Raw genomic sequence first — 24,437 nt, 5'->3', positions numbered from 1 at the left:
CACGAGGGAAGCATTGATCCTTATCAGCGTCGATCGTTTGGGACGCCCCATGCAGGCGGCACCTCGCTCAGGAAGCGGATGACGTACTCCCCGCCTACTTCGTTCCGGCCACCGGAAGCACGTACTCACCGGCGAGACGCGCCCAGTGCAGCGGGAGAGGCCGGGCGAGCGGCGGGTAGTCGTCGTGGTAACGCAACTGATGCGCCAGCGTCGCCCACTCCGCCGGCCGGTCGGACGGGTCACCCGCACGCCCCGAGTCCGTCAGCGCCTTCTCCGACAGACAGCCGAGCACGGTGATCTCCAGTTGCCCGGGATTCCACGCAGTCTTCCCGGGCGCTGTCCGGCCCTGTGCCGTGGGCACCAGCTTCATGAGCCCCTTGGGCAGTTTCGCCACCGTGTGCGGCTTCGAGGCCGTACTCGCGAAGACACGGCCTTCCGTATCCGCCGTCCCCCACACACCCTCGGCGAAGCCGACCCCGTCCTCGGTGTCGTGGGCGTACCACTCCGCCACTTCACCCCGGGCGTTGGCGTCCCGTACGAGCAGCACCCGCAGGTCGTGGCCGTAGAGCGTGTGCCGCTGAGCGGGTTCGGCCCCGAAGCCGAGCGTGTCGCGGTCCAGTGCACCGTTGCGCAGGCCAGGCCAGCACTGGCGCAGATTGCCGGCGTCCGCCAGCAGCAGCGTCGGGCGGTCGCGGAGCTGGAAGAGCAGTGCCCGGATCTGCCGCTCGGTCTCCCGCTGCCTGTCCTGCTCCACGCCCGGGCGGGCAGCGGGCCGGGATCCTCCCGGGGCTGCCGAGTCATCGACGAGCTTCTCCGTGCCGGTCTCCTTCCCGCCGCTCGCCGCCGGTTCCCGTGCCTGGGAGAGCAGCAGCAACAGCTTCGGATACGGCACCCATTCGGCTCGTTCTGCGTCCCACCCCTCAATGACGCCCGGTCCGTCCCCGGGGCGCACCCGCACCGCCACCAGCCGGTGGACGGGGCATCGCGTGGGCCCCTTCCTGGTGTGGCGTACGAGCCAGAGCGCCGCGTACTGAAGGTCGCCCGGAATGCCGGCTCCCACCCGATGGGCGGGCGGGCTGATCGCGCCCAGCTGCCGGAAGGCGTCCAGCCAGGTCCACCTGGCCCGGTGTTCCAGAGCGCTGTCGGTGTCGTCGGGCGAGTTCACGAACTGGGTCAGCCGACCCTGCCGTGCCCAGGCGATGCGCAGCGCGTGCTTGGGGTCGGAGTCCGGGACGGCGGCGAAGCGCTCCTTGCCGGCGATCTCCGTGATCACGACTCCGGCCCCGCCGAGGAGCGGGTCCGCCCGATCCGCCACGAGCCCGCAGCGCCCTTCGATGGCCTCGGCCAGCCGGACGTCCCTGAGGCGCCCAGGGGCTCGGGTGGTCGGCAGGGCGTCGGCCAAGTGTCCCGCGGGCCGGGCCCGGACGCGGATGTCGACCCCCTCGCACTGCCACTGCCAGGTCTCCCCGTCGGCCGACGGCACTTGCTGCCCGGCGGGAAGACCGATGAGCTTGGGCAGCTCGGCGAGCAGCGCCGCACGGGTTTCCGGGGACTGCCAGAAGACGTCGATCTCCAGGGGGCGGCCGTTCAGAGCGCGTGTCAGCGCCGCCCGCCGTTGCAGAGCCAACTGGGCGTCGCGGACGCCCGGGACGCGTCCGGCGTCGGAACGGGGCAGCAGGGAGGGTGTGTTGCTCCGGGAGACGCGCGTGAGGTCGGGGACCCGGGTCAGCAGGGGGCGCAGCCCTTCCTCGACCCAGGCGTCCAGATCCGCCCGCTCCCGTGGCATCAGCCCGGGTCCGACCTCGTGCGGGCCGATCGACGGGTGGTAGACGATGCCGGCGGCCACGTCCCCGGAACCGTTGATCCAGCGTTCGGGGTCGGAGAAGAGCGCTTCGGGCCGGGGATAGTTGCGTACGACGTCCAGCTCGGGCACGAGCGGTGCGGGGCTGTGCCAGCGCCAGGCCAGTTCCTTCGACCGCCGGTCGTAGCCCAGCGTGTTCACCATCAGCCGGTGGCCCCGGTCCGGCCCTTCCGGCCACGGCAGTGGAGCGTCGAGCAGGACGGTCGTACCGCCGAGCTGGTGGGGGCGTACGTCCAGTCGGGTGGCCCACCGGCGTACCTGGGTGGACACATGGACGCGGAACCGCGGGGCGAACGGCACGGTGTGGACGGTGATGGTGAGGCAGGCCGAGTAGTACCAGGTCTGCCGTCGGCGCTCGTATCGCTGAGGCGGCCAGGAGACAAGTCGCGCGCCGTCACCCGAGCTCTCGACGCGGAAGTGGAGTGTGGTGCCGCCCGTGCGGAACGTCCGGGCCGCCAGCCGGAAGGCGATCCACTCGGGCAGCAGGCTGTAGAGCCGCGCGGCGGGTTCGGCGGTTCCTCCCGCCGAGAGCACGCTCTCGGCGAGGTCGACCGGTTCCGTCTCCCAGTGAGGCAGACGTACCGTCTCGGCCGGGTCACGGGAGCGGAGCCTCTCCTCGAAATCGGCGCCCTCCGAGTCGTCGTCCTCTCGGTGCATGCCCGCCGCCCAAGCTCCTACCACCGGGGCCAGCACGTCCGGCGGGACGGCTTCCCGCGCGTAGAGCCACGGCAGACGGCCATCCGCCCCGGCGTTGCGGCCGGTCGCGATGACGCCTGGCGCCATCGCCTGGAGCAGGGAGTTGAGCCTGCGCACGGGGAGCCGGTGGGGGTGGACGGAGTTCTTGGCCGCCTCGGCATGCATCCCGGCGAGCTCAGCGTGCAGGTCCTCGCCGAGCCGCAGCACTTTCATCTCCTCCCGCCAGGGTCCGTGGAGCGGGTCGGGTTCGTAGGCCGCGACGCGAATGTGGTGGTACACGGCATTACCTCCTGGGACAGGGGTTCGGCGCTTACGGGTGGGCGGGGACGGCGGCGAGCAGGCGGGTGAGCATGCTGCGCAGTGGCGCGTACAGGGCGCGGACGATGAACTGCTCCTCCGCGGTCGTCGTGCCGCCGTCGAAATACGGGTCCAGGACGGCGAGGACGCTGTGCAGCAGACTGGATTCGGGGGTGTCGGGCCGCGCCGGTACGGCGCCGCGGTTGGGGGCGAAGGCGGCGTCGACGAAGACCACCCGGGCCGGCACGCCACCGCGTACCAGTCGCCCGATCACCTGCCACAACAGGACCAGCATGTCCCAGGTGACCTGTTCCCGTACATCGTCGTCGAGACGGCTCCACGCCATCGAACGGGCGAGTACCTGATACCAGTACGAACGGGCGAGGCGGCGGAACTCCTCCGCTCCTTCCTCGACAGTGGGTTTTCCCTGTACCAGGTTGGCGAAGTCACCGCCGGTGACGGCGCGGACGACCCAGTCGTTGACGGCATTGACGGCCAGATGGAGGTCCTCCGGGTGCGGATGGGGCCGTGCCAGGAAGTAGACCGTGCCGATGGCCGCCTCGTCGTGCTCGTTGAGGATGTTGTGGCCGCGTTCCAGAGCGAGCAGGGGCGCCACCAGGATGTCCGCCTCGAGGTCCTTCAGGTGCTCGACGTCGCCCCGGCGCAGTGATCGGGCGTGGTAGGCGGACGGCGCCTCGTCCTCCGCGGTGATCTCCTCGTCGTCCGACACCAGGCACAGCACCTTGTTGCGCCAGCGGACGTTGAGGTTGTGCAGTGTGTCGGCCACCACACGTGCCTCGGCATAGCTTCCGACCAGCAGAAGGATCTGGTCGCGCCCTGGAGGAAGAGAGAGCAACTCCTGCTGGAGCGGACCACCTTCAGTGACCTCGTACTCGTCTCCACCCTCACCTAGATGGCACGCGATGCGGCGCAACTTCTCCGGGCGGTCGTCCGGATGGGTTCCCGACATACGCAGTTTCTCGTCGCCGTCGTCGATGAACTCGAAGCGCATGGAGCTTTCGTTGGCGATGCGTTCGGTCACCTCGGCCGGCGGTTCGATGACCACACCGACCGGGACGCAGACGTGGTAGCGGCTGGACGCGCCCGCCCAGCTGCTGCCCGACATGAGCAGCAAGTGGGCACCGGGCCTGCCGTCGACGGAGGCGAGATCGGGGATGGCGCGCAGCAGCTCACGTCCGACGCCGCTGCACCGGAAGAAGGTCAGTTCGCCACTGCGGACTCCGCCCTTGTCCTCACCCGGGACCCGGAACTGGAAGCCGAGCACATTGCCCATCGGGGCCTCGGGCACCATCGGACCGTAGTCGAGCGGCCGGCGGTACATCGTGTTGAAGCCCAGGCTGAGGGCGGCCTCGACGCGGGGCCACATGGCGTTGATCATGGCGAGCCGTGGTTCCAGGGCGCTGAGCAACAGTGTGAACTCGAAGCGCTCCGCGAGTTGCTTCCGCCATTCCTCAGGAGTCTGGGGCGGAGGCTTGGGCTTCCTGCGGCGTCCGCGCTTCTTCTCCTGTTCCTCCTCCTCGCGCCGCCACTCGTCGTACGCCTCTTGGTACTTCCGCTGCCGGGCAGCCATGTACTTCGGGTCGATGGCGAAGACCTCGTCCATGACCTCGGTGAGGCGGCGCCGGGTGTTCTCCGGGTTGCCGGTGTGGAGCAGTTCGTTGAGGAGGGCGGTCAGCCGGCTGAAGTCCTCCTCCGTCCTGCGGTGACGGTCACCGAAGGGGTTGTCCCGGAACGCGTCGAGCAGTTTCCCGAGAGCCTCGCGGGGGGCGTGATGAGGGTGGTCCCGACCGCTGTCATCGGGGAGTTCGTAGCGTTCGTCGAGGAGCCCCAGTTGGAGCGTCCAGGCGCTGAAGTAGCCCGTCCGCACCCACTTGCGCAGCTCGTACCCGGCGACGAGCATCGCGTACAGCCGGTCGGTGGCCGCGCCTGCGGTGTTGAGGGCGGCGGCGAAGGTCTCGACGTCCCGTTCGGAGAGCTGGGTGCGTCCGCCGGCCGCGAGTTCCCGGATCTTGTGCCGGCTCAGCTGGTCGATGAGGCCCTTGTCCTCATCGCTGGCGAGGACCACGGCGGGTGCGAAAGTCCGGTCGAGCTGCATCTGGACACGGTCGGCCTCGTCGATGATCACGAGGTCGCTACGGCGGCAGGCGAGTTCGAGAAAGCGGATGCGCTCGCCGTTCTGAGGGCGGGGCGGCGAGGCGTCGATCAGCCCGGCCGGCGTGGCCACCCAGATCAGGGCGCCGACCAGGGTGCGAGCTCCGTGGTGACGGGGACAGGTGGACCAGTACGGGCAGCTCGTCACCCTCTTCTGCCACGCGGAGTGTCGTCCGTCGCTCGAGTCACGCCGCAGGGCCGAGGGGGGCCGGAGCCGGGAGCAGGGTGCCTCGCCGTAGGCGAGTGGTTCGGTCGTCGACGTGGCGCCCTGCCGTCTGACGTTGAGCAGGCAGGACGTGCCGAGGTAGGCGAAGGCAGGGTCGTCGTGGGCGAGCAGTCGGTGCTCGCCCCGGCCCGCCAGCCGGCGGTGCAACCGCTGGGCGTGCCGCTCACGGCCCGAGGAGCCGAGCACGGGTGCGGCGGCGCCGTCGGTGTAGAGGTCGTAGAGCCGGACGAGCTTCAGCACCTCCGCGACATCGGTGACGACGATGGTGGTGCGCTTGCCCAGCTTGGCGAGATGGACGGCGATGATGTCGCGCAGTGTGCTCTTGCCGGCGCCGACGATGCCCAGCAGGTGCTGGATGCCGTCGACCGTGAAGGCGAAGTCCTCGTCCTTCCTCGCCTTGTGGAAGGTTCCGTTCGGCTTGGTGGACAGGTCGAACGACCGTAGCCGCTCCAGCCACCGTGGTGCCCGGCCCTTGCCGGAGCGAGCGTGCTGGGCGTCCATCTCCGCCGCCGTGCGCTCCAGGCTCTCCCTGGTGAAGATCAGAGGCTCGCCGCCGCCGGCCGGTCCCAGGTCCATGTCGTGGGCGACGAGGGGGATGCGGGGGACCGGCGGCAGGTCGACGACGGCCATGGTGCGACTGACGGGGAAGGCGTGCGGGCCCTGACCCGCGACCTGCAGGCGCCTGCCCGCCAGCGGCGGTGCGGCGCTCAGCAGTTGTTCGTAGACGGAGAAGCGGTCGCCGGCGACGGAGAGGTCGCGGCGGGCAGCGGGTGTCTCGGCGTCCGGTACGTCGTAGGCGCGCACCCTGGCGTCGAACCTCTGGTAGGTGTCCAGCGCCTCGAGCCAGGTACGGCTCCGACGCAGCGTCCACAGCGAGTACCTGGCGATACGCAGGGTCTTCGCCGCATCGGAGGGCAGCGGTGCCCGGTGCGCCTCGGCGAACCCGTACCCGCTGAACAGCACCCAGGCGCTGCCCGCGGGGCTGCCCGGCATCATCTTCTGCTGGAGGTACAGGCCGAGTTCGACCTGGCAGAGGGCTTCCAGCGCGGGCTGGGGCACGGCGGACCCCAGAAATGCTTTGAGCGCGTTGAACACGTCGGTCAACGGCGGGGTGAGGCTACGCATCGTCCTTCTCCTCTCGCCGGGCCCGTCCCAGGTCGGGCACGAGATCCATGGGGGTGGTGAGCACCAGCCGGTCCCGCAGGAGCGCGGGAAGGGCTTCGGTGAAGGCCTGCCGGTAGCCGTCCCGTCCGGCGAGCGCGTCGGGGACCACGACGAGGGTGCGGTCCGCGAGGGGTGTGTTGTCGGTGAGATGGGCTGCGAGGAGCGTCGGCTGCAGACGGTCGTACACCTGGATGTCCACGGTGCGGGGGCCGGTGTCCCTGAGCCGGTAGGCGGGCAGAAGACCGGCCAGGGTCTCGTACGCGACTTCGGCGCGCTCCAGTGCCTCCCGGGCGGCTTCGTCGGTGCGGTGCGGCAGTACGAGGTACCACCGCAGCGAGCGCTGCAGGACCCACGCTTGGTCCGGCTCACGGATGAGCCGCGGAGGGGCGTCGCGCGGGCAGTCCTCCCCCTCGCACCAGGCTTCCGCGCCGGTGCCGGACGGTCCGGGTACAGGCACGGCACTGTCCCGGGGCAGCGCGGGGAGCCTGCACGAGGGGCAGTACAGGAAGTCTCCGTCGACGAGCAGGAACTCGGGCAACGGACCATAGAGGCTCTTGACCCGGCTCCAGACCGCCCTGTTCCAACCCGGCGAGAAGCGGTCCTGCTGGCGGACGACCGGGTGACGTGCCAGGAACGCCCGGCACTGCCGGTAGCGCTCTTCCGTTCCACTCCGCGCGTGCAGGTCCCCGAGGAGCGCGCGGGCGTGTGCCGCCACGCCTCCACCCGGTCCGTGCGAGGTCACCTCGAGACACGACCGGGTCGGCATCCGGCCGACCGGGTGCACCAGCGTGGTGCCCGGCGAGACCAGGGAGGAGGGGACCGCGAAGAGTGAGTCGTCGGACGGCCTGATCCGGCACCACTCCCACAGCTCCGGAAGACTCCTCGGCGGCGACTCCCCCGCTTCGAGGCAGCGCATCACCGTGTGATCCAGCGCTCGCTGAGCGAGGCCGGGATAGGGCAGGGTGAAGGAGCGGAGCCCCTGGACCTCGGAGAGAGCCGCCACCATGCGGGCGAGTTCGCCGAAGAGGTCGCTGCCCGCGCCCTCGGGCGCCTCGCCGGCGTCCGGCCGATCGGCCCGGCCGGCCGACCCCGCCCTCATGCCGCGGCCTCACTGACGGACGACGCCGTGCACCAGCTGGCCACTTCGCACCGCTCGCAGGAGCGTCCGGGCCGGGCCGCGTACTGGTCGTCCCCGTACCAGTCGGCCACCATCGCCCGCAGTACCTTCTCGGCGGTGACCCGATTGGCCGGGGCGAAGGGATCGATGATCTCCAGGTCGGCGCCGCCGGGGCGCAGCACCTCTAGCTCGACCCGCGCGCGGAACGGATCACCGCCCAGGTCACCGCGGGCGATCAGCACGACGGCCAGGGCCAACTGCGGATAACGCTCCATCAGTGGGCGGTCGGACCGCCGGTCGGTGACGGAGGTCTTGGTCTCGCGCCACACCCATGACCCGGCATCCCGGTAGAGCAGGTCGGGCGCGGCCAGGACCACCACGTCGGCGGTGGTGTCGTGCCGCACCACCCGGGGCTCAGTCCGCACATCCGTACCGTCCCCGACGTACCGCAGCGGACAGACCGCGGCGTGCCGCCGCAACAGCAGGACGCCGAGTGCGCGTTCGTGTGCCGGCAGGTCGAATCCCTCCGGCACCCACTCCTCGGGGACCTCGACCGTGCAGGGCCGAGGCGATCCGTGGGCGTGCCGTTCGGCGAGGTAGGCGTGCAGCGCCCGGCCGCGCTCGGCCGTCACCTCGCGTTCGACGGAATCCGCCGTGGGCAGGTGCAGCCGGCGCATGTGGTCACGCGCCGGGCAGGCTCGGTAGGCCCGCCCGTTGGTGACCGACCAGGTGCGGCGGGGCCGGTCGTGCGCCTCGATGCCCAGCAGTCCGGGCGCTGTGCGCAGAGCCGGGCACACCGACAGATAGGGGCATCCGCCACAGGCGGACCCCGGACGGTATTCCCGTCCGTCCAGTACGCCGGCCAGGGCAGCGGGGCCGTGTTCGCGGTACCGGGCGCGCGCCTCTTCCCGGCTTCCAGCGAAGAGTTCCCGCGTACGGCCGTCGAAGAGCGCGAACTCCACGATCCGTACGTGCTCCGGCGGTGGTCCGGGGGCGCCCTCGGCCAGCACCAGGGCGACGGCCGCGGTGAACCCGTCGGGCGGCAGGTCCCGCAGGCGGTGCACGGGCAGACGAAGCTCGCGGTAGGCACCGTCGGGGGAGGCCAGGCAGCGACCCCACACGGTGAGGCGGTACTCCTGAGCGTCGCGCGGGTCGGGACCGGACGGCCGGTAGCGGTACGTCCACGGCTCGGGCACCTCGTGCAGGGGGCGTTCCGGGTCGAGGGGGAAGGCCGCCTCGTACAACGTCACGCCGTGCTCCGACCAGGTACGCAGACCGTCGTGCAAGGGCCCGGTACGCGTCCGGGGCGGGTGGCCGGCAGGCTCCGAACGGATGTCGCAGGCAGCCATGAAGGGGCCCAGAGCGAAGTGCTCCAACCGCTCACGGCGCCGCGGTACGGGGTCGGTGGTGTGGTAACCGCGGGTCTTGAGAGCGTCAGCGGCGGGGCATCGGAACTCTCCCCCCTTGAACATTCCGGCGGATACCGTGATGACGTCGGACGTGCGGGTCACCCCGTCGGGGGGCAGCCATGGCTGTGACATTCCGTGCTCCATTTCCGTACGGAGGAAAGGTGGATGGCCGTGAGGGAGATCGAGGAGGTCGGCGATGTGGAGAGGCGCTACGAAGTACTGGACATGGTCGGCGACGGCGGCCAAGGCGACCTTTTCCTCGGGCGTGACCGCAGCAGCGGGCAGAAAGTGGCGTTGAAGCTGCAGAAGGCCCGGGACCTCGGACCCGAGAGCGATTTCCACTGGGCCGGTGATGAGCTGCTCAAAGAGGGGGCACGCATGATGATGCTGACGGGAATCCAGGCAATTCCCGAAGTCATCGCCACGGGGACACACCGGCGACGCCGGTGCCTGGTCATGGAATTCGTCGAAGGGCACCACCTACGGAAGGTCCTGTCGGCGGCCCTGCCCGTCAAAGATCCTGTGACCGTTGCAGCCGTCATCGGCCAACTGTGCGAAATTCTGGTAGAAGTCCACGACCGGAATCTGGTGCACTGCGATCTCAAGCCCGAGAACGTCATCGTGCAGCCTGACGGCAGCCTCCGGCTCATTGACATGGGCCACGCGGTCGTGGCGAATCGAGAGACGGAATACGCACGGGGCACGCGTGGCTGGGCCTCCCCCGAGCAGTCCGACGCGTGCCCGTCAGGTCTGACGCGGCAAGCGGACATCTTCGCACTCGGCTGCATCCTGCTGGAGATGACCGTGATGCGCCTGCCCTACGGCGGACAGGACGAGCGGGCGGAAGAGGGCACCCCTGTGCTGCCGGCCGACCGGCTCGGCAAACTACTCCCGGAGTTCGCCTCCCTGGCGCTGTGGATGGTCCGGTGGAAGGCGGCGGAGCGCCCCGCGGATGTCCGTGAAGTGTTCGATCGGCTCCGCTGCTACCTACCCCAGCTCGGCTCACAACGGCCATCGAAGCCCCTGCGCCCGGACCCGACCGAGTACTACCGCACGCATCCGCCCCGGCTTTGACGGTGAGCCGACGGCCGCCGACCGGGCGGATCACCTCAGCCCTTCCAGCCGCTCTCGGACCTCCCGCACCCCCTCACCGTCCATCAGCTCACGCAGCACGATGACTCTCTCCAGCTCCCGCACCGCCGCGTCGGTGTCGCCGGCGGACACCAGGACATCGGCGAAGAGCATCCGTACTTTCTCCTCGTTGGGCCAGTTCTCCTGTTCGCGGTAGATGTCGGAGGCCTGCCGGTACAGGGTGATGGCCTCGTCCCGTTCGGAACGGGCCAGGTGCACCTTGGCCAGGGTGAACAGCACATCGGCCAGGCCGCTGCGCTCCGTCGTGCGCTCCACCACGCGCAGGGCGTCGGCGCACCGACGGAGCGCCCGCTCGTGCTCGCCCCGGTCGAGGTGGATCGCGCCGAGGACGTTCAGAACAGCCGCTTTCCCGACCCGGTCGGACACCTCCCGGCACAACTCCAGTGCACGGCGCAGCACTTCGTCCGCTCCCGTCAGGTCGTCCTGCTTGCGCAGGGTGAGCCCGAGCCGGTGCAGCGTACGGGCCAGACTCAGCCGGCCTTCCGCGCTGCGGTCCTCCTCGCTGAGCCGGACGGCCCTGCGCAGGGCGCCCACCGCCAAGTCGTACTCACCGAGCCGCCAGTGGGTCCCTGCCAGCGACCGGTGGACCATGGCGCGATCGACCGGACCGGCGACTGTTTCCGCCGCCTCGGCGGCGTGCCGGAGGTTCTGCCGCGCATCATCGAGCAGGCGGCGGCGCCACTGGTAGATGACCAGGGCCATCGGAAGCAGCCACACGTACCGGTCGATACGACGATTGATCGCCAAATGAATGCCTCGCTGGACGGTGGCGTACTCCTCGTCCAGGAACGCCATCGCCTCCGCGAGGTCCGCAGGGTCGGTGACCCTGACCGCTCCGGGCTCGCCGGTGGGCAGGGTGCGTTCGCGGTCGAGCACCCGGTCGCAGGCGCAGACGTTGTGCAGTTGGTGTTCCAGCACCTGTCGTACGGTCGCCCGCTCGATCTCCGCGTTCTCTCCGTTCGGCACCGGCCGCACGTGCCGAAGGGCGAAGGCCCGCACGAGGTCGTGCAGCCCGTAGCGGTCGCCGTGATTTTCCACCAGGTTCGCCGCCACGAGGTCCACCAGGGCCCGGTCGGTACGCGTCCCTTCGTCCACTGCCCGTCCCAGATCCATCACCGCCTCCCAGGAAGCGCTGGGCCCGGGGTGGACGGCGAGCTGCCACAGCAGCAGCCGGGCTTCCTCATTCAGCACGCGCACGGAGCAGTTGAGCGCGGCGCGGACCGACAGTTCGTGCTCGGGCAGGTCCAGGGTGTCCAGCTTCGCCCGCTCCAGCTCCTTCTCCATCTCCCGCACCAGGGCAGGGAGGGTGTGCAGCGGACGCGCACCGACCTCCAAGAGCCGGGCCACCACCACGAGGGCCAACGGCAGCCGACCGCAGAGGTGAACCAGCTTGCTGAAGGGCACGGCGTGCTTGGCCCGGTCCTCGGCCGACACTTTCTCCTGGAGTACCTCCAAGGCGTCCGCCTCGTGCAGCGGCTCCATCTTGCGGAACAGCACCTTTCTCTCGGACTGCAGCCGCAAGAGGTCGTTACGACTGGTGACGATCACGGCGCAGGTACCGTCTCCGGGAAGCAGCGGCAGCACCTGCTGGGCGCTGAGCGCGTCGTCGAGGACGATGAGCACCGACCGGTAGGCCAGCGCCGACCGCAGCGCGTTGCTCTTGCTCTCCGTTCCGGTCACCGTGGTGTAGGGCGGCAGAGCCGCCAGAAAGCCGTCCAGGATCTCGTCCGGTTCGGTGGGCCGCACATCTCCGTCGGCGAATCCGTTCAGTTCGCCGCGCAGCACCCCGTCGGGAAACCGCTCCCGCAGCCGACCGGCGAGGTTCTCGGCCACCGTGGTCTTCCCGACGCCCGCCATGCCGCTGATCAGGACCAGCGCCAGATTGCCGGCGTCCTGTTCCTCGCACACGGCCTCGAAGAGGTCACCGATCAGCCCGTCCTGCCCGATCGGCTTGCGCCTGCCGCCGGGCAACTGGTCGGGAACGGGGGGCAGGAGCGCCCCGCCCGGCCGGCGGCCCTCTCCCCGGACCTGGTCAATGGCGCTCTGTACATCGACACCCGCTTTTCCGTTGCGCTTCTCCCACTTCTTGATGAGCCGCTCACGTTGGGACTCCGGCAGGTCTGCGTGGGCGAGCAGGTAGAATCGGAAGATCTGGGGCAATTCCGGCGCGCGCTCGAACCATTTCTCCGTCTCCTCGCGCAGCCATTTGACCTCCCTGGACTTGTAGGCCGCGTCCAGCCGCGCGTACACGGCGGCCATCAACTCGGCCCGTAGCTCCTCCCGACGCAAGTGGAAGCCGGTCTCGGACAGTCCGTGCAGCGGTTCGTCCTCGCCGTCCCACTCCTCCAAGGCCGCGCCGAGCAGCTCGAACTGCGCTTTGCAGGTCAGCCCCTCAGCCTGCTTCACCTTTTCGCGAAAACGGAGCAAGTCGACGTCTCCCACCGGCACGCGGAGCGTGCAGTAACCCGACTTGCCGCTATGGGGCACGGACCCCTGGCCCAGCCGCTTCCGCAGGTCGGCGACGACGCGGTTAACCAGATCGCCGACGTCCTCGACGCCCTCCCAGAGGACTTCGGCGATGTCCTTCCTCTTACATCGACAGTCTGGCGAGGTCACCAGGAGCGCGAACAGGGCCGCCACCTTCGACCCTTCGACCACCCTCCTGCCGCCGTCCCCTTCGGCTCGCACCGGGCCCAGCACGTACCCCTCCATCGCCCTCCCCCTCACCGCGCCGCAGTCCGTGATCCGGCCCCTCGCCGGCGCTCCTTCATCTGTGCACCGCGCTGTGCCGCTTCACACGCGCTTGCTTCTTCACGCCCCCCGGGGACTCAGTTATCCCTCAGTTTTCGCTCTGCGGCCCCGCTTCACCCCCGGGCACGATGGCACCAGCCGCTCGCAGAAGCAGGAAACGGCGGCTTAGTCATCCATCGACTCATCAGAGAGGAACCGCGAACCCGATGAACAGCCGTCAGCGCAACCGCCGGGCAGCCCGTCTGCGCCAGTCCCCCGACTGGCCGCCGAGCCGCCGCCGGCGGGCGGCCGTCCGGACCGAGGACACCACCCCGGCGACCCCGCCCACCGAGGCGCCGGACACCCCGCCCTCCGAGACCGCCTGAGCGCAACAGTTCGTGGGTGCCCGTTCTGTACGGGCACCCACCAGCCTCGCGAACTTCGTCACCGACGAGCTCGCGGCCTGGCTGCCGCGCTTGTCACACGCCCGCGGTCAAAGGCGGCGTTACCTGGTCGAGAAGACCACTACCGCATGCTCACGCATCAAAGTGAGGCTGGTGGGACTCGTCTCCGCTTGACGCGGATATGCGGCGGTACGTCCCCACCGCAGGACCCCACCTCGTCCAGCATCTCGGTATCTCCAGCACCTCCGGACTCAGGTTTCCGCAGTCCGAAGAGAGGACATTTCCTGATGTATCCACCGCACAGCAGTGCGTTCGCCTCGATGAGGCGGCACTTCGACGATCCCCGGATCAGTGACGCGGTCTTCGTGCTCGTCCGCACGGACGCCGACGAGGCTGATCCGGTCCGGCTGACCGCCGCCGAGACGCACGAGGCCTTGTACGGCCCCGGCTCCGACCCGCAATTCGCCACCGCGGTCTGGAAGGAGGTCATCCGCACGGCGCAGAGCGACCTGACTCCAGACAGCACGGGGAAACTCCTGGCGATCTGGCTGGCCCTGCCCCGGTTGACCGGGACGGTCCACCGGGTCTGCACGCGCCTGCGGGCCGACCGGTCGGACGTGGAGGCCGAGATGGTCCTGGCTCTCCTGGAGAAGCTGGCGGATCGGGACGGCGCGAGCTGTCTCACCGACTCCTCCCTGCTGCACGCGGCGCGCGCCAGGGCGTGGCATCTCGCCCGGGAAGGGCTGCGGGAGCTTCCCTCCACCCAGATCGAACGCATCACCGAGGAGCACGCTCTCACTGCGTCCGGCGAGGAGGCGGACGCTCCGACGGCGGAGAGCCTGGACGTACGGGTCGACCGTCCGGACGGCCCGGACGGGCTGTGCGCACCGCTGCGATTCCGGGTGCGCCCGGAGCATCTGCGCCGACAGGGAATCTTCATCGACACCGACGACGGGTCGCAGGACCGTTCGGCGGGTCACAGCCCCGGGAAGAGGCGACGCCCCGGGCGCCGCGCGGACACCCGGCCGGTCCGCCCTGCGGGGAGGCGAGGGTGAAGGACCCGGCAGAGGGCCGCCTCAGTTTCACGGAGATGTTCGACCTGCCCGTCGCAGTGGACCTGCGCACGGCGGCCCGAGCACTCGGAATCGGCTCGACGACCGCGTACCGGCTGATCCGCGAGCACGAGTTCCCCTGCCCCGTCCTCCGCATCGGACGTAGGTACAGGATTCCGACCAACGAGTTGATGCGCGCCCTGGGGATCGAGGACCGCCCGCTGTACAGCGTGGACCCGGAAGAGGACACAGACGATCCGAGCGTCGGCTTCTGACGTAACCACCGTGCGGCTCCGTGGCATCGGCCACGGAGCCGCACGGCCCTGCCTCCTACGACGGGCCGTTCGCCGCCGACGTGCGCCGCACGGTTCTCCACTGCTGTTCGGCAATCGGAGGGCGAAGGGATGCCCTCCTTCTTCGCCGAGCGGTTCGGCGCCCGCGTCATGATCGCCGCGCCCGGCCGGGGCGCGGATCTGAACGGCCCGGCGGCCCAGCCCTACGCACCGCTCGCCACGACCGCCTTCGAGGGGATGACCCCGAAGGTCCTCGTCGTCGTGGGCACGAAGGACTGGTACCCACCCAATCTTCTCCGACCGGCAGGACAGGGGCAGCGACGCCTACGCGGCGTCTCCCGCACCGAAGACCAGGTTGGGCAACTTCGACGACGCGGAGCACGGGCTGGGCGGCATCCCGGCCTTCGACGCTGCCGAGGCCACCGACGAGAACCCCGACCGCGTCACCGCCGCACAAGCCCTCGTCCGAGCGCACCTGCGCGCCCGAGTTGTGCCCGCAGGAACCGGACTGGTATCGGGCCACCGCGGTCCGCGTATCAGCTCCCACTGCTCCCGGTCCCGCTTCGTGAAGCCGTCGGGCGTGACGTCGTGCCCTGGCGCCTTCAGTTCCAGGAAGCCGGTGATGCGCCCCGATGTCTCCACCGCGTAGTCCGGACGCACCCGGGCCTCGGGCAAGGGATACTCAGGATGAAGGCGAGGACTCAGCTTCCAGCGCGCCCCGAATGTTCCACCTGCTTCGCCACCGGCAGGCTGATGGACGCCACCGTGTCGCTGACCCGCAGAAGCTCCCTGCACTCGGTTCCAAAGTCCGCCACGAGAGCCCGTATCCATTCCCCCGGCACCTTGCCCCGCGCCGACGGCCCCGGTCTGCGGCCCAGGGCCGGAGAGGTCCGAGGTTGAGGCTTCCGATATTCGAGCGTCATCCGAGCGTCAAAAATTCTGCATTGCGCCTCGCCACGTCGCCGCGAGACCCACGCCGGCCCTTGAACCTGCGGCTCAGAGCGTTCTGCACAAGCGAACCTCAGTCGACGCATTCCGCGAGCGAAAACAGGTCGAGCTGACCACCCGAAATGCAAAACGTCAGGTCAGAGACCCTTCTCGGCAGGCTCCAGAATCGCCACGCACTCCACATGATGGGCCATCGGAAACACGTCACCCGGGGCGCAGATGAGGAAAGAGCAGGTCAGGGGCGGCCTACGTTCTGATATGAGGGCTGTCGGGCAGTCGGAGCGTCAAACGAGCGTCACGGGCTCGCCCGATCAGGACACCGGCCTCAGGGGGAAGACCAGTAGCCACCTACAAGGGCAAGGGGGCAGGGTGAGTGGCGTGGTGGGTGGGTCCGAGTTCGCGGCGTACTATGCGCCGTGCCTGTGCCGGACTCCGAGGACCAGGAGGTCGGCGTGGTCCGCGGCTCGGAGCAGGGCATGCCGCGTGGGGCCGTCGACGACTCGTCTGTGGACGGCGACACTCCGTTCGAGGGCCGCCCGGTCCGGCACTGCCGCACCCGGGAGAGCCTGGGCTGCCTGCGAGCCGCCGAGGCCGGGTGAATCCTGCCGCGTTTCCTGGCCGCTCCGGGCATGCACCACGACCAGGTCGCAACCTCGAGCCTGTGCCTTCTGGATGGCGGAGGTGACAGGAACGGCGTTGGTTCCCTCCCCGAGGCCGAGGCCGACCTGACGGGCGATCCGGGACGGAGTCGCCGACGACCACTACGGGGAACGACGCGCGCCCTGCCACACCATGGCCGATGGAATCGGTGAAGAGACGGCGCGCCGCGAGGGCACCGTGTCCGCTGTGGCCCACGACCAGTGCGAAGGCGTCTTCCGTCGCCTGGACCAGGGCGTCGACGGGCAACCCGGGCAACGCTTCGGCGTGCATCCTGACCTCGGGTCGGCGCTGTCGAGCCCGGGCCGCGGCATCACCGATGACCTATTGCAGGAGGGCGGCTTCAGCGAAGCCTTCAGGGAGATCCTCCGCAGGGACGGCGCCCTCGAAGCGTTCCCATACGGACGCATGCACAATGCGAAAGGGCAGGCCGTGCAGGGCGGCCGCGTCGGCGGCCCAGTCGAGCGCCCTCATACTCGCGGAGGGGCTGTCCACGCCCACAGTCACTGGTCTCTCCACCGGCCGCACTCCCTGTCGTCACCAGTGAACCGACGGTCTGTGATGTCCGCAAGTTGTTCCCGAACATGGTGATCGCGCCGACCCGGGACACGCTGTGCGGGCCGCGCGCGGGGCCGTTCACGGTTCTCCTGTTCACACTGCCGAGGGCGGCGAGCGGGTCCCGCATCGCGGTGGTCAGCGACATCCACCCGCGCCGATCGCCTGGCGCGGGTCACCGAACAGACCACTGCGACGGCCGACGGGGCACCTGCTAGGACGCTCGACCGGCGGGCAGGAACTCCACCGCGGCGAAGGCCCGCGGCACCACCAGCGCAGGGCAAGCCGCACCTCGGCAGGCGCCGTCCGGGGCTCCGGCCTGGGAATGACGAAGGCTAGGCGTTCGTGGAGAGTCGCCGGCGCCTCCGTGGCCTGCTCGATCGCCGCCCGGTGCTCCGGGCTGAGCCCATCCAGGGCCTTCCGGATCGGTCGCACACCGCCCGGCCTGACGACTCAGCCGGCCGCCGTCCGGAGCAGCGCCGGACACCTTCGACGGTCATGCCGCTGCCACAGCCGTGTTCGCCGGGTTCACGGCACGAGGGCCACGGCTCGGGTCCAGCCCGCGCCGGCGCCCTTGATCTTCACCGGGAAGCAGGCGACCGTGAACCCGCACGGGCCCGGCAGCGCGTCGAGTCCGGAGAGTCGCTCGATCTGGCAGTACTCGCGGGACCGGCCGGCGAAGTGGGCCGGCCACAACACGCTTCTGTCGCCGGTTCGGTGGAACCGGTCGATCATGTGGCGGAACGGCGCGTCCAGGCTGAACGCGTCCGTGCCGATCACCCGGACCCCCATGTCCAGCAGCAGGTTCGTGGCCGAGCCGTCCAAGCCGGTGAAATCGGTGAAGTAGGCCGGGGTTCCGGCCAGCCGGTCTGCTCCCGTGCGGAGCAGAACGATGTCACCGGGGTCCGGTGTCCGGCCGAGGCGGTCCAGCCGTGCCCGCAGGAACGCCGCGTCCACGGCGCCCGGTCCGGCGTCGGTCAGGTCCAGGACCAGGCCGGGTCCGTAGAACCACTCCAGGGGCAGCTCGTCGATGTGGCGCGGCCTGCCGTCGCCATAGCGGGCCACGGAACCGTAGTGCGACGGCGCGTCGACATGGGTGCCGGTGTGCGAGGTAAGGGTCAGGGTGTCGATCGACAGCAGTTCCTGGTCCGGCAGATCGGCGGGGTCGAACTCCACCCCGAAGTGCTGACGCATCTCCTCGCTCATGTGCTTGGCGCCCTCGGCCGGGCTCATGATCCGGTGCTCGACCGGCTCCGGTTCCCAGCCGGTCGCGTCGACGGGCGTGGAGAGATCGATGAAACGCATGGGTTCCGTGCCTCCGTTCTCGTGGCGGTGCCGCGCCGTGGGCCGGCTCAGGCGAGCAGGCTCAGACCGCCGTCCGCCGTGATCACCTGTCCGTTGATCCACCCGGCCTCGTCCGAGCAGAGCAGGGCCGCGACGTCGGCGACGTCGGCGGGCGTCGTCAGCCGGCCGGCCGGGGTCCGCCGGCCGAGCGCACGGACCACGTCCGCGTCGAATGCGCCGATGCCCGCGCCCTCGCCCGCCGTGCCCTTGTCGAGCTTGGCCGTGGAGACCGCGTTCACGGTGATCCCGCACGGCGCGAGTTCGGCCGCCAGATAGCGGACCTGCGCCTCCAGCGCGGCCTTCGCCACGCCGGCGCTGACGTAGGCCGGCACGACGCGCCGGGCGCCGTTGCTCGTCACGACGAGGATGCGGCCAGGACCGCCTGCCATGGCCCGTTTCAGCGAGCGCGCGCCGAGCGTGAGGGGCGCCAGCGCGGCCGTCAGGTCGGCCCGGATGCCGTCCGGCCTCGGGGCTGCGGCGCTCATCCGGTGGAAGGAGGCGACGCTATGGACGAAGACGTCCAGCCGCCCGTGGTCGTGCCGCAGCCGGGCCAGTTGCCGCGGCAGCGTGCTTGTCACCGTCACGTCGCCCCGCAGCGCGGACACCGTGCCGGGCAGCGCCGCCAAGTCCGCCACGGCGTCCTTCGCCGCGATCTCGTCATGGGCGTACCCGACGTACACCCGGCAGCCCCGGGCCGCGAGGGCACGTGCCACGGCCAGCCCCGCGCCCCGGGTGCCGCCGGCCACCAGGGCCACCTTCTGCCGCCAGGCCGTCCCCGTACCGTCCGTCATGTCAGCCGACCTCCAGACCTTCGTTGACCAGAGCGAGGAAGCCCCGTGGCGTCCTCGCGGTCGTCACCAGGTCGTCGGTCAGCCGTACACCGTGTTCTCGTTCGAGCCGGGCCGCCGTCTCCAGCAGGGCCAGCGAGTCGTATCCCAGGTCGGCGAACGGCACGTCCAGGATGTCGCCGTCGAGATCGACGTTCTCGTCCTGGCCCGCAGCCGCCCGCATGACGCTCATCAGATCGTCCGTCGTCATCATGGCCCTCATTCACAACCTCCCAGAACGCACGTGGATGCGACTGCCACGCTGCGGGCGACCTCTGGAGCCCGGCTCGAGCCGACGTGGAGGCCTTCCCTCCAGCGCCCTTCGAGGCCGCTTCGACCCGCCGCGACCACGCTCGGGGCTCGTGCGGCGGCACACCCACAAGACGACCGGGCAGGTGAAGTGATGACGCAGACAGCAGCGCACACGGAACGTAGGCACTCCGCGGACCACCTCGTGCGCCGGCTGGCCGACTCGGCACGGCTGCGTACCGGTGCCGGCAGCGTTCCGGACTGGCTCGCCGAACGGCGGCGCTCCGGCACCTTCGAGGTGCGCCGCATCCCGTTCGCGGAGCTGCGCCAGTGGTCCTTCGCACCGGGCTCCGGGAACCTGGTGCACGACTCCGGCAGGTTCTTCTCGATCGAGGGCCTGCGCGTCCGGCGGGACGGGGCGGCCGACTGGGTCCAGCCCATCATCCACCAGCCCGAGACGGGGATCCTCGGCATCCTCGCCAAGGAGATCGACGGTGTCCTGCACTTCCTGATGCAGGCCAAGATGGAGCCGGGGAACATCGGACTGTTCCAGCTGGGCCCCACCGTGCAGGCGACCCGCAGCAACTACACCAAGGTTCACCGAGGCCAGGGCACGCGTTACCTCGAACACTTCATCGGGCAGCGGCGCGGACGGGTCCTCACGGACGCGCTCCAGTCCGAGCAGGGCGACAGCTTCCTGCGCAAACGCAACCGCAACATGGTCGTCGAGACCACGGAGGACGTCGAGGAGCACCCCGACCACCGATGGCTGACCCTTGGTCAGATCAATGAGCTGCTGACCGTGGACAACCTGGTCAACATGGACGCCAGGACGGTGCTGTCCTGCCTGCCGCTGCCGTTCGCGGACGGCCCGGACCCCTCTGCGGCACGCACGACGGCGCCCACCGACTGGGAGGTCCTCAGCTGGCTCACCGAGCTGAAGACCCGCCATGAGCGCACGATGACCCGCATACCCCTGTCACAGGTCGACGGCCTGCGGCGGTCGGACGACGAGATCGGCCCGGCCGACGGCCGCCGTGCCTCGGTCGTCGCCGCCTCGGTCGTCGCCGGGAACCGTGAGGTGACCAGCTGGACGCAGCCGCTCCTGGCCGCCCGGCGCCAGGGCCTGGCCGCCCTCGTCGTCCGCAGGACCGAGGGCGGTGTCGAGGTGCTGGTCCAGGGCCTCACCCAGCCCGGCACCTTCGACACCGTCGAGCTGGCCCCCACCGTGCAGTGCGTCACCGACGGCTACACCGGTCTCGACGACCCGCCGCCCTTCCTGGACCACGTCCTCGGGGCACCGCCCGAGCGCGTCCGCTATACGGCGCTGCTGTCGGAGGAGGGCGGCCGGTTCCACCGGCGGGACAACCACTATCTCGTCGTCGAGGCCGATGACACCTTTTCCCGAAAACTCCCGCCCTCCCATCGCTGGATGCCGCTGCATCAGCTCAAGCGGTTCATCGCGCTCGGCAGCCATGTGGACGTGGAGGCGCGCACGCTCGTCGCCTGTCTCCAGTCCCTGCCGCCGGAGCAGGGGTGGGCATGAAACGTCTGAGCTTCGGCGTGCTGGGGTGCGCCTCGATCGCCCGGCGCAAGATGCTGCCCGCCCTGGTCTCCCACCCGCGCGTCCGGCTCGCCGCGGTGGCCAGCCGCAACGCGGACAAGGCCGAGCGGTGCGCCGCCGCCTTCGGCTGTGACGCCGTCACGGGATACGACCGGCTCCTCGAGCGGCCCGACATCGACGCCGTGTACCTGCCGCTGCCGGCCGGGGTCCGCGCCGAGTGGATCACACGGGCGCTGAGTGCCGGAAAGCACGTGCTCGCCGAGAAGCCGCTCGCGGTGAGCGCCGACCGGGCCCGTGAACTCGTCGCCCTCGCCCGTGCGCGGGGACTCCTGCTCATGGAGAACTTCATGTTCCTTCAGCACTCGGCGCACCGCACCGTGCGGGAGCTGGTGGCCGCCGGGCGCATCGGCGAACCCCGCGCGTTCACCGCGACGTTCACCATCCCGCCGCTGCCGAAGGACGACATCCGCCATCGGCCCGAACTGGGCGGCGGCGCCCTTCTGGACCTCGGCACGTACACCGCGCGTGCGGCACAGATGTTCTGCGGCCCCGGTCTCGTCCCCGTGGGAACGGTCCTGGTGACCGACCCGGCGACGGGCGTGGACGTCTCCGGGGCGGCCCTGCTGGCCGCCGGAGAGGTGACGGCGCAGCTGTCGTTCGGCATGGCGCACGCCTACGTCTGCCGCTACGGCCTGACCGGCAGCACGGGCACCCTCACCCTGGACCGGGCTTTCACCCCGCCGCCGACCTGGCAGCCAATCCTGCGTCTGGAGAGCCAGGACCGTACGGAGGAGCTGAGGCTCCCGGCGGACGACCACTTCGCCGGCACCGTCGGCGCGTTCACCTTCGCCGTCCTGGACGACGGCGACTTCACCGCGCACGATGACGACGTCGTCCGGCAGGCCGAACTCCTCGACGGCATCCGGCGCACGGCCGGGTCCTCCCCCACCGCGTGAGACCGCGAGCCATGGTCATCGTCGGCCGCGGATTCCTCGCGCAGAGCCTCGAACCCCTCGCGGAACGGCACCCCCACGTCGTCGCCTTCACCGCCGGCGTGTCCCGCGGCGGCGGCGCGGCCGAGGCCGAGTTCGCCCGGGAGGCCGCCCTGCTCTACGACGCCCTGCGCGACTGTCGGCGCACCGGGCGGCGGCTGGTGTACTTCTCCACCTCCTCCGCCGGACTGTACGGCCACGCGGCCAGGAGCCGGGAGGCCGCCGAAGACGGACCGGTCCGGCCCGTGTCCCCCTACGGCCGCCACAAGCTGGCCATGGAAGAGGTCATCCGCGGCTCAGGGGCGGACCACCTCGTGCTGCGCCTCGCCTACCCGGTGGGCCGGGTCCAGCGACCGCACCAGTTCCTGCCGTCCCTGGTCGGCCAGGTCCGCCAGGGCCGGGTGCGCATCCACCGGGGGGCCCGCCGCGACCTCATCGACGCCCGCGACGCCGTGGCGCTCATCGACGCCCTGCTGCGGCTCGGCGTCTCCCGGCAGGTCGTCAACCTCGCCTCCGGCTGGGCGGTCCCCGTGGAGGACATCGTCGACCACATCGAACGGCGCTTCGGCACCAGGGCGGAGCGCCGCGTCACCGACGTACGGCCGGAGGGCACCGTCTCGACGGCCAGGCTCCGGCGGCTCCTGCCGTCCGCCACGCGGGAGCGGGGCTTCGGCCCCGACTACTACCGGCGGGTCATCGACACCTACCTCACCCACCAGGAGCCGTGACCATGGCTGATACGGCGAACACCCCCCACACCGGTGACGTCTGCGTCGTCGGCGGCGGCCCCGCCGGGCTGACGCTCGCGCTGCTGCTGCTCAGGACCGGATTCCGGGTCACGCTCGTCGAGCGCTCCGCCTCCCTGGACCGGGAGTACCGCGGGGAGATCCTCCAGCCGGGCGGTCTGGCCGTGCTCGACCAGCTCGGCTGTCTGTCCGGTGCCGTCGCCCGGGGCGGTCACCGGCTGGACCGCTTCCAGCTGGTGGAGCGGGACAAGGTGCTGCTCGACATCGACTACGGGCGGCTGCCGCCGCCGCACACCTCGCTGCTCAGCCTGCCGCAGAGCCATGTGCTGGCGGAACTCCTCGACCGGTGCCGCCGGTTCGACAACTTCCACGACCTCGTGGGTCATCGGGTGACGGAGCTGGTGACCGACGGCGGTGGCGCGGTGCGGGGGGTGGTCGCCACCGGGCCGGGCGGCCGTCGTACCGTCCACGCCGCCTGTGTGGTCGGCGCGGACGGCCGCTACTCCAAGACCCGGCGGCTGGCCGGTATCGAGGCCGACCGGGTCGAGGCGTTCGCGTTCGACGTCCTGTGGTTCAAGGTGCCCCTGCCCACGGACCGGCCGCGGCCGCGTGAGGTGCGGGTCTTCCGCTCGGGCGGCAGCCCGGTCCTGGTCTACCCCTCCTACCCGGACACCCTCCAGATCGGCTGGACCCTGCCCCACCAGGGGTACCGGCGCCTGGCCGAGCAAGGAATCGCCCATGTCCGGGAGGAGATCTGCCGGGCCGTTCCGGAACACGCCGACCTGGTCCGGGAGCGGATCACCTCCCTGACCGACCTCACCCTGCTGGACGTCTTCGCGGGGCGCGCCCGCCAGTCCGTGCGCGACGGCCTGGTCCTGATCGGCGACAGCGCCCACACCCACAGCCCGCTCGGCGCCCAGGGCATCAACCTCGCCCTCCAGGACGCGGCGCTGCTGCACCCCGTGCTGACCGCCGCGCTGCGCGCCGGCAAGGTCACGGCCGAGCGGCTCGCCGCCTACGACGAGCCCCGGTCCCGGGACATCGACGCGGTGATGAAGATGCAGCACATCCAGGCGAAGGCGATGCTCTCGCAGGGCCGGGTGGCCCGCGCGGTGCGGCCCCGGCTTGCCTCGCTCCTCCAGCGCACCCCGGCCGGCTCGCACATCACCCGCCTCATCGCTCTCGGTAACCCCCAGGCCCGGGTGCGGACCGACCTGTTCGGCCACGACGTGCCAGCCGCGCGCCAGGGCATGTCCGGCGGACCAGGCCGCAGGGAATCGACGGCGCCTCATCGGCCGGGCTGAGCGAGGGCCGGTGTGTCCGACTGCGAGGCGGAGGAGGGAGTCGACGCGGAGCGTCCGCACGTGACGACAACGCCGCCGACGGACGTGCGGGCTCCGCGTCTGCGGCACGGTGCGCCGGACAGGCCCCGGGCCCCGGCGTCGACGACGTAACGAAAGGAAGCGAACATGTCCATCACCACCACGACACCGGAACTCATACGCGCCGGTGTCGAACAGTTCTATGCCCGGCACATGCAACTACTCGACGCGGGTGAGGCCGAGGCATGGGCCCGGACGTTCACCGAGGACGGGGTCTTCCACCTCCCCGGCAGGCCGCAACCGGCCCGCGGCCGGGCCGCCCTGGCCGAGGGGGCCCGGCGCGCCCACGCCGAACGGCTCGACTCGGGCGAGACCCACCGGCACTGGCACGGCATGCTGGACATCACCCCGCAGGACGACGGCACCGTCCGTGTGCGCTGCTACGCGCTGGTATTCGCCACGCCCCGGGGCGGCGAGCCGCGGCTGCACCGCTCCTGCGTCTGCGAGGACGTGCTGGTGCCGAGCGGCGCCGAGTGGCAGGTCGAGCACCGGCGCGTCACCCGGGACGGTTTCTGACCCGAGGACCACCGCCTGAGCGCGAGGACGCCGCCCGCCCCGGAGAAGGGGCGGGCGGCGTCCTCGTACCCGTTGCCGGGCGGC

At 70.7% G+C, this 24,437-nt stretch carries 19 protein-coding genes; 9 read left to right on the top strand and 10 right to left on the bottom strand.

The window, feature by feature from the left end; genetic code table 11:
- Nucleotides 1–94: 94 nt before the first annotated feature.
- The 4 genes from J5Y05_RS32365 to J5Y05_RS00875 are packed head-to-tail and all read right to left on the bottom strand — an operon-like array spanning nt 95 to nt 8,783.
- On the bottom strand, nt 95–2,836 hold the full coding sequence (locus tag J5Y05_RS32365; RefSeq protein ID WP_210867781.1) for a pPIWI_RE module domain-containing protein: 2,742 nt from the start codon (nt 2,834–2,836) through the stop codon (nt 95–97).
- 31 nt (nt 2,837–2,867) lie between these two features.
- Entirely contained in the window at nt 2,868–6,377 is a 3,510-nt protein-coding gene (locus J5Y05_RS00885; RefSeq protein WP_210867780.1) for a pPIWI_RE_Z domain-containing protein, read from the bottom strand.
- The gene (locus J5Y05_RS00880) at nt 6,370–7,515 is read right to left on the bottom strand and encodes a pPIWI_RE_Y domain-containing protein (protein ID WP_210867779.1); all 1,146 of its coding nucleotides are present in this window, start codon (nt 7,513–7,515) and stop codon (nt 6,370–6,372) included. Before J5Y05_RS00880 ends, J5Y05_RS00885 begins: the two co-directional genes overlap by 8 nt.
- Complete coding sequence (locus tag J5Y05_RS00875) at nt 7,512–8,783, bottom strand: PD-(D/E)XK nuclease family protein (protein WP_307853625.1); 1,272 nt, start codon at nt 8,781–8,783, stop codon at nt 7,512–7,514. The genes J5Y05_RS00880 and J5Y05_RS00875 overlap by 4 nt, the downstream gene beginning before the upstream one ends.
- Nucleotides 8,784–9,113: 330 nt before the next feature.
- Between J5Y05_RS00875 and J5Y05_RS00870 the strand changes: the two genes are divergently transcribed.
- Complete coding sequence (locus tag J5Y05_RS00870) at nt 9,114–10,016, top strand: serine/threonine protein kinase (protein ID WP_210867778.1); 903 nt, start codon at nt 9,114–9,116, stop codon at nt 10,014–10,016.
- A 30-nt stretch (nt 10,017–10,046) separates the two neighbouring features.
- Here J5Y05_RS00870 and J5Y05_RS00865 read toward each other — a convergent pair whose 3' ends face one another.
- Complete coding sequence (locus J5Y05_RS00865; RefSeq protein ID WP_210867777.1) at nt 10,047–12,806, bottom strand: AfsR/SARP family transcriptional regulator; 2,760 nt, start codon at nt 12,804–12,806, stop codon at nt 10,047–10,049.
- 245 nt (nt 12,807–13,051) lie between these two features.
- On the opposite strand from J5Y05_RS00865, the gene J5Y05_RS00860 reads away from it, so the two are divergent.
- The 3 genes from J5Y05_RS00860 (at nt 13,052) to J5Y05_RS00850 (ending at nt 14,555) form a co-directional block, all read left to right on the top strand.
- Complete coding sequence (locus J5Y05_RS00860) at nt 13,052–13,210, top strand: hypothetical protein (protein WP_210867776.1); 159 nt, start codon at nt 13,052–13,054, stop codon at nt 13,208–13,210.
- A 305-nt stretch (nt 13,211–13,515) separates the two neighbouring features.
- Nucleotides 13,516–14,283 (top strand): hypothetical protein, encoded by a 768-nt coding sequence (locus tag J5Y05_RS00855; RefSeq protein ID WP_210867775.1) that lies wholly within the window; start codon nt 13,516–13,518, stop codon nt 14,281–14,283.
- A 35-nt stretch (nt 14,284–14,318) separates the two neighbouring features.
- Nucleotides 14,319–14,555 carry a helix-turn-helix domain-containing protein gene (locus J5Y05_RS00850; protein ID WP_078992515.1) on the top strand — a complete coding sequence of 79 codons (237 nt, stop codon included), beginning with the start codon at nt 14,319–14,321 and terminating at the stop codon, nt 14,553–14,555.
- 1,373 nt (nt 14,556–15,928) lie between these two features.
- Here the strand turns inward: J5Y05_RS00850 and J5Y05_RS32545 are convergent.
- The 5 genes from J5Y05_RS32545 to J5Y05_RS00825 all read right to left on the bottom strand — a co-directional run bounded on the left by J5Y05_RS32545 (nt 15,929) and on the right by J5Y05_RS00825 (nt 19,115).
- Nucleotides 15,929–16,156, bottom strand: a complete 228-nt coding sequence (locus tag J5Y05_RS32545; RefSeq protein WP_372450471.1) for a putative universal stress family protein — start codon at nt 16,154–16,156, stop codon at nt 15,929–15,931.
- Nucleotides 16,157–16,502: 346 nt separating this feature from the next.
- A complete protein-coding gene (locus J5Y05_RS32540) occupies nt 16,503–16,679 on the bottom strand; it encodes a universal stress protein (RefSeq protein WP_372450470.1) in 177 nt (58 codons plus the stop codon).
- Nucleotides 16,680–17,261: 582 nt separating this feature from the next.
- Nucleotides 17,262–18,038, bottom strand: coding sequence for a cyclase family protein (locus J5Y05_RS00835; protein ID WP_210867773.1), 777 nt, complete (start codon nt 18,036–18,038; stop codon nt 17,262–17,264).
- Between the two features lie 47 nt (nt 18,039–18,085).
- Nucleotides 18,086–18,868: an SDR family oxidoreductase gene (locus J5Y05_RS00830; RefSeq protein WP_210867772.1), complete on the bottom strand. Its 783-nt coding sequence runs from the start codon at nt 18,866–18,868 to the stop codon at nt 18,086–18,088.
- A 1-nt stretch (nt 18,869) separates the two neighbouring features.
- Nucleotides 18,870–19,115, bottom strand: a complete 246-nt coding sequence (locus tag J5Y05_RS00825; protein ID WP_210867771.1) for an acyl carrier protein — start codon at nt 19,113–19,115, stop codon at nt 18,870–18,872.
- A gap of 192 nt (nt 19,116–19,307) precedes the next feature.
- Between J5Y05_RS00825 and J5Y05_RS00820 the strand changes: the two genes are divergently transcribed.
- The 5 genes from J5Y05_RS00820 (at nt 19,308) to J5Y05_RS00800 (ending at nt 24,353) form a co-directional block, all read left to right on the top strand.
- Entirely contained in the window at nt 19,308–20,699 is a 1,392-nt protein-coding gene (locus J5Y05_RS00820; RefSeq protein ID WP_210867770.1) for an NDP-hexose 2,3-dehydratase family protein, read from the top strand.
- Nucleotides 20,696–21,673: a Gfo/Idh/MocA family protein gene (locus tag J5Y05_RS00815; protein ID WP_210867769.1), complete on the top strand. Its 978-nt coding sequence runs from the start codon at nt 20,696–20,698 to the stop codon at nt 21,671–21,673. The genes J5Y05_RS00820 and J5Y05_RS00815 overlap by 4 nt, the downstream gene beginning before the upstream one ends.
- An 11-nt stretch (nt 21,674–21,684) precedes the next feature.
- Nucleotides 21,685–22,437: an NAD-dependent epimerase/dehydratase family protein gene (locus J5Y05_RS00810; RefSeq protein ID WP_210867768.1), complete on the top strand. Its 753-nt coding sequence runs from the start codon at nt 21,685–21,687 to the stop codon at nt 22,435–22,437.
- 2 nt (nt 22,438–22,439) lie between these two features.
- Complete coding sequence (locus J5Y05_RS00805; protein ID WP_210867767.1) at nt 22,440–23,759, top strand: FAD-dependent monooxygenase; 1,320 nt, start codon at nt 22,440–22,442, stop codon at nt 23,757–23,759.
- Nucleotides 23,760–23,924: 165 nt separating this feature from the next.
- On the top strand, nt 23,925–24,353 hold the full coding sequence (locus tag J5Y05_RS00800) for a nuclear transport factor 2 family protein (RefSeq protein WP_210867766.1): 429 nt from the start codon (nt 23,925–23,927) through the stop codon (nt 24,351–24,353).
- Nucleotides 24,354–24,437 lie beyond the last annotated feature (84 nt).

Origin of the sequence: Streptomyces tagetis (assembly GCF_018069565.1) — a bacterium.
In the GTDB taxonomy this organism is placed as follows: Bacteria; Actinomycetota; Actinomycetes; order Streptomycetales; family Streptomycetaceae; genus Streptomyces; species Streptomyces tagetis.
This window is presented reverse-complemented; position numbering and strand designations above follow the sequence as displayed.

Excerpts from the sequence above, each read along its gene's own strand:
- J5Y05_RS00860 (WP_210867776.1), top strand. The coding sequence starts at position 13,052 with ATGAACAGCCGTCAGCGCAACCGCCGGGCAGCCCGTCTGCGCCAGTCC.
- J5Y05_RS00865 (WP_210867777.1), bottom strand. The coding sequence starts at position 12,806 with ATGGAGGGGTACGTGCTGGGCCCGGTGCGAGCCGAAGGGGACGGCGGC.
- J5Y05_RS00880 (WP_210867779.1), bottom strand. The coding sequence starts at position 7,515 with ATGAGGGCGGGGTCGGCCGGCCGGGCCGATCGGCCGGACGCCGGCGAG.
- J5Y05_RS00825 (WP_210867771.1), bottom strand. The coding sequence starts at position 19,115 with ATGACGACGGACGATCTGATGAGCGTCATGCGGGCGGCTGCGGGCCAG.
- J5Y05_RS00855 (WP_210867775.1), top strand. The coding sequence starts at position 13,516 with ATGTATCCACCGCACAGCAGTGCGTTCGCCTCGATGAGGCGGCACTTC.
- J5Y05_RS00800 (WP_210867766.1), top strand. The coding sequence starts at position 23,925 with ATGTCCATCACCACCACGACACCGGAACTCATACGCGCCGGTGTCGAA.
- J5Y05_RS00805 (WP_210867767.1), top strand. The coding sequence starts at position 22,440 with ATGGCTGATACGGCGAACACCCCCCACACCGGTGACGTCTGCGTCGTC.
- J5Y05_RS00830 (WP_210867772.1), bottom strand. The coding sequence starts at position 18,868 with ATGACGGACGGTACGGGGACGGCCTGGCGGCAGAAGGTGGCCCTGGTG.
- J5Y05_RS00810 (WP_210867768.1), top strand. The coding sequence starts at position 21,685 with ATGGTCATCGTCGGCCGCGGATTCCTCGCGCAGAGCCTCGAACCCCTC.
- J5Y05_RS00850 (WP_078992515.1), top strand. The coding sequence starts at position 14,319 with ATGTTCGACCTGCCCGTCGCAGTGGACCTGCGCACGGCGGCCCGAGCA.
- J5Y05_RS00820 (WP_210867770.1), top strand. The coding sequence starts at position 19,308 with ATGACGCAGACAGCAGCGCACACGGAACGTAGGCACTCCGCGGACCAC.
- J5Y05_RS00885 (WP_210867780.1), bottom strand. The coding sequence starts at position 6,377 with ATGCGTAGCCTCACCCCGCCGTTGACCGACGTGTTCAACGCGCTCAAA.
- J5Y05_RS00815 (WP_210867769.1), top strand. The coding sequence starts at position 20,696 with ATGAAACGTCTGAGCTTCGGCGTGCTGGGGTGCGCCTCGATCGCCCGG.
- J5Y05_RS00835 (WP_210867773.1), bottom strand. The coding sequence starts at position 18,038 with ATGCGTTTCATCGATCTCTCCACGCCCGTCGACGCGACCGGCTGGGAA.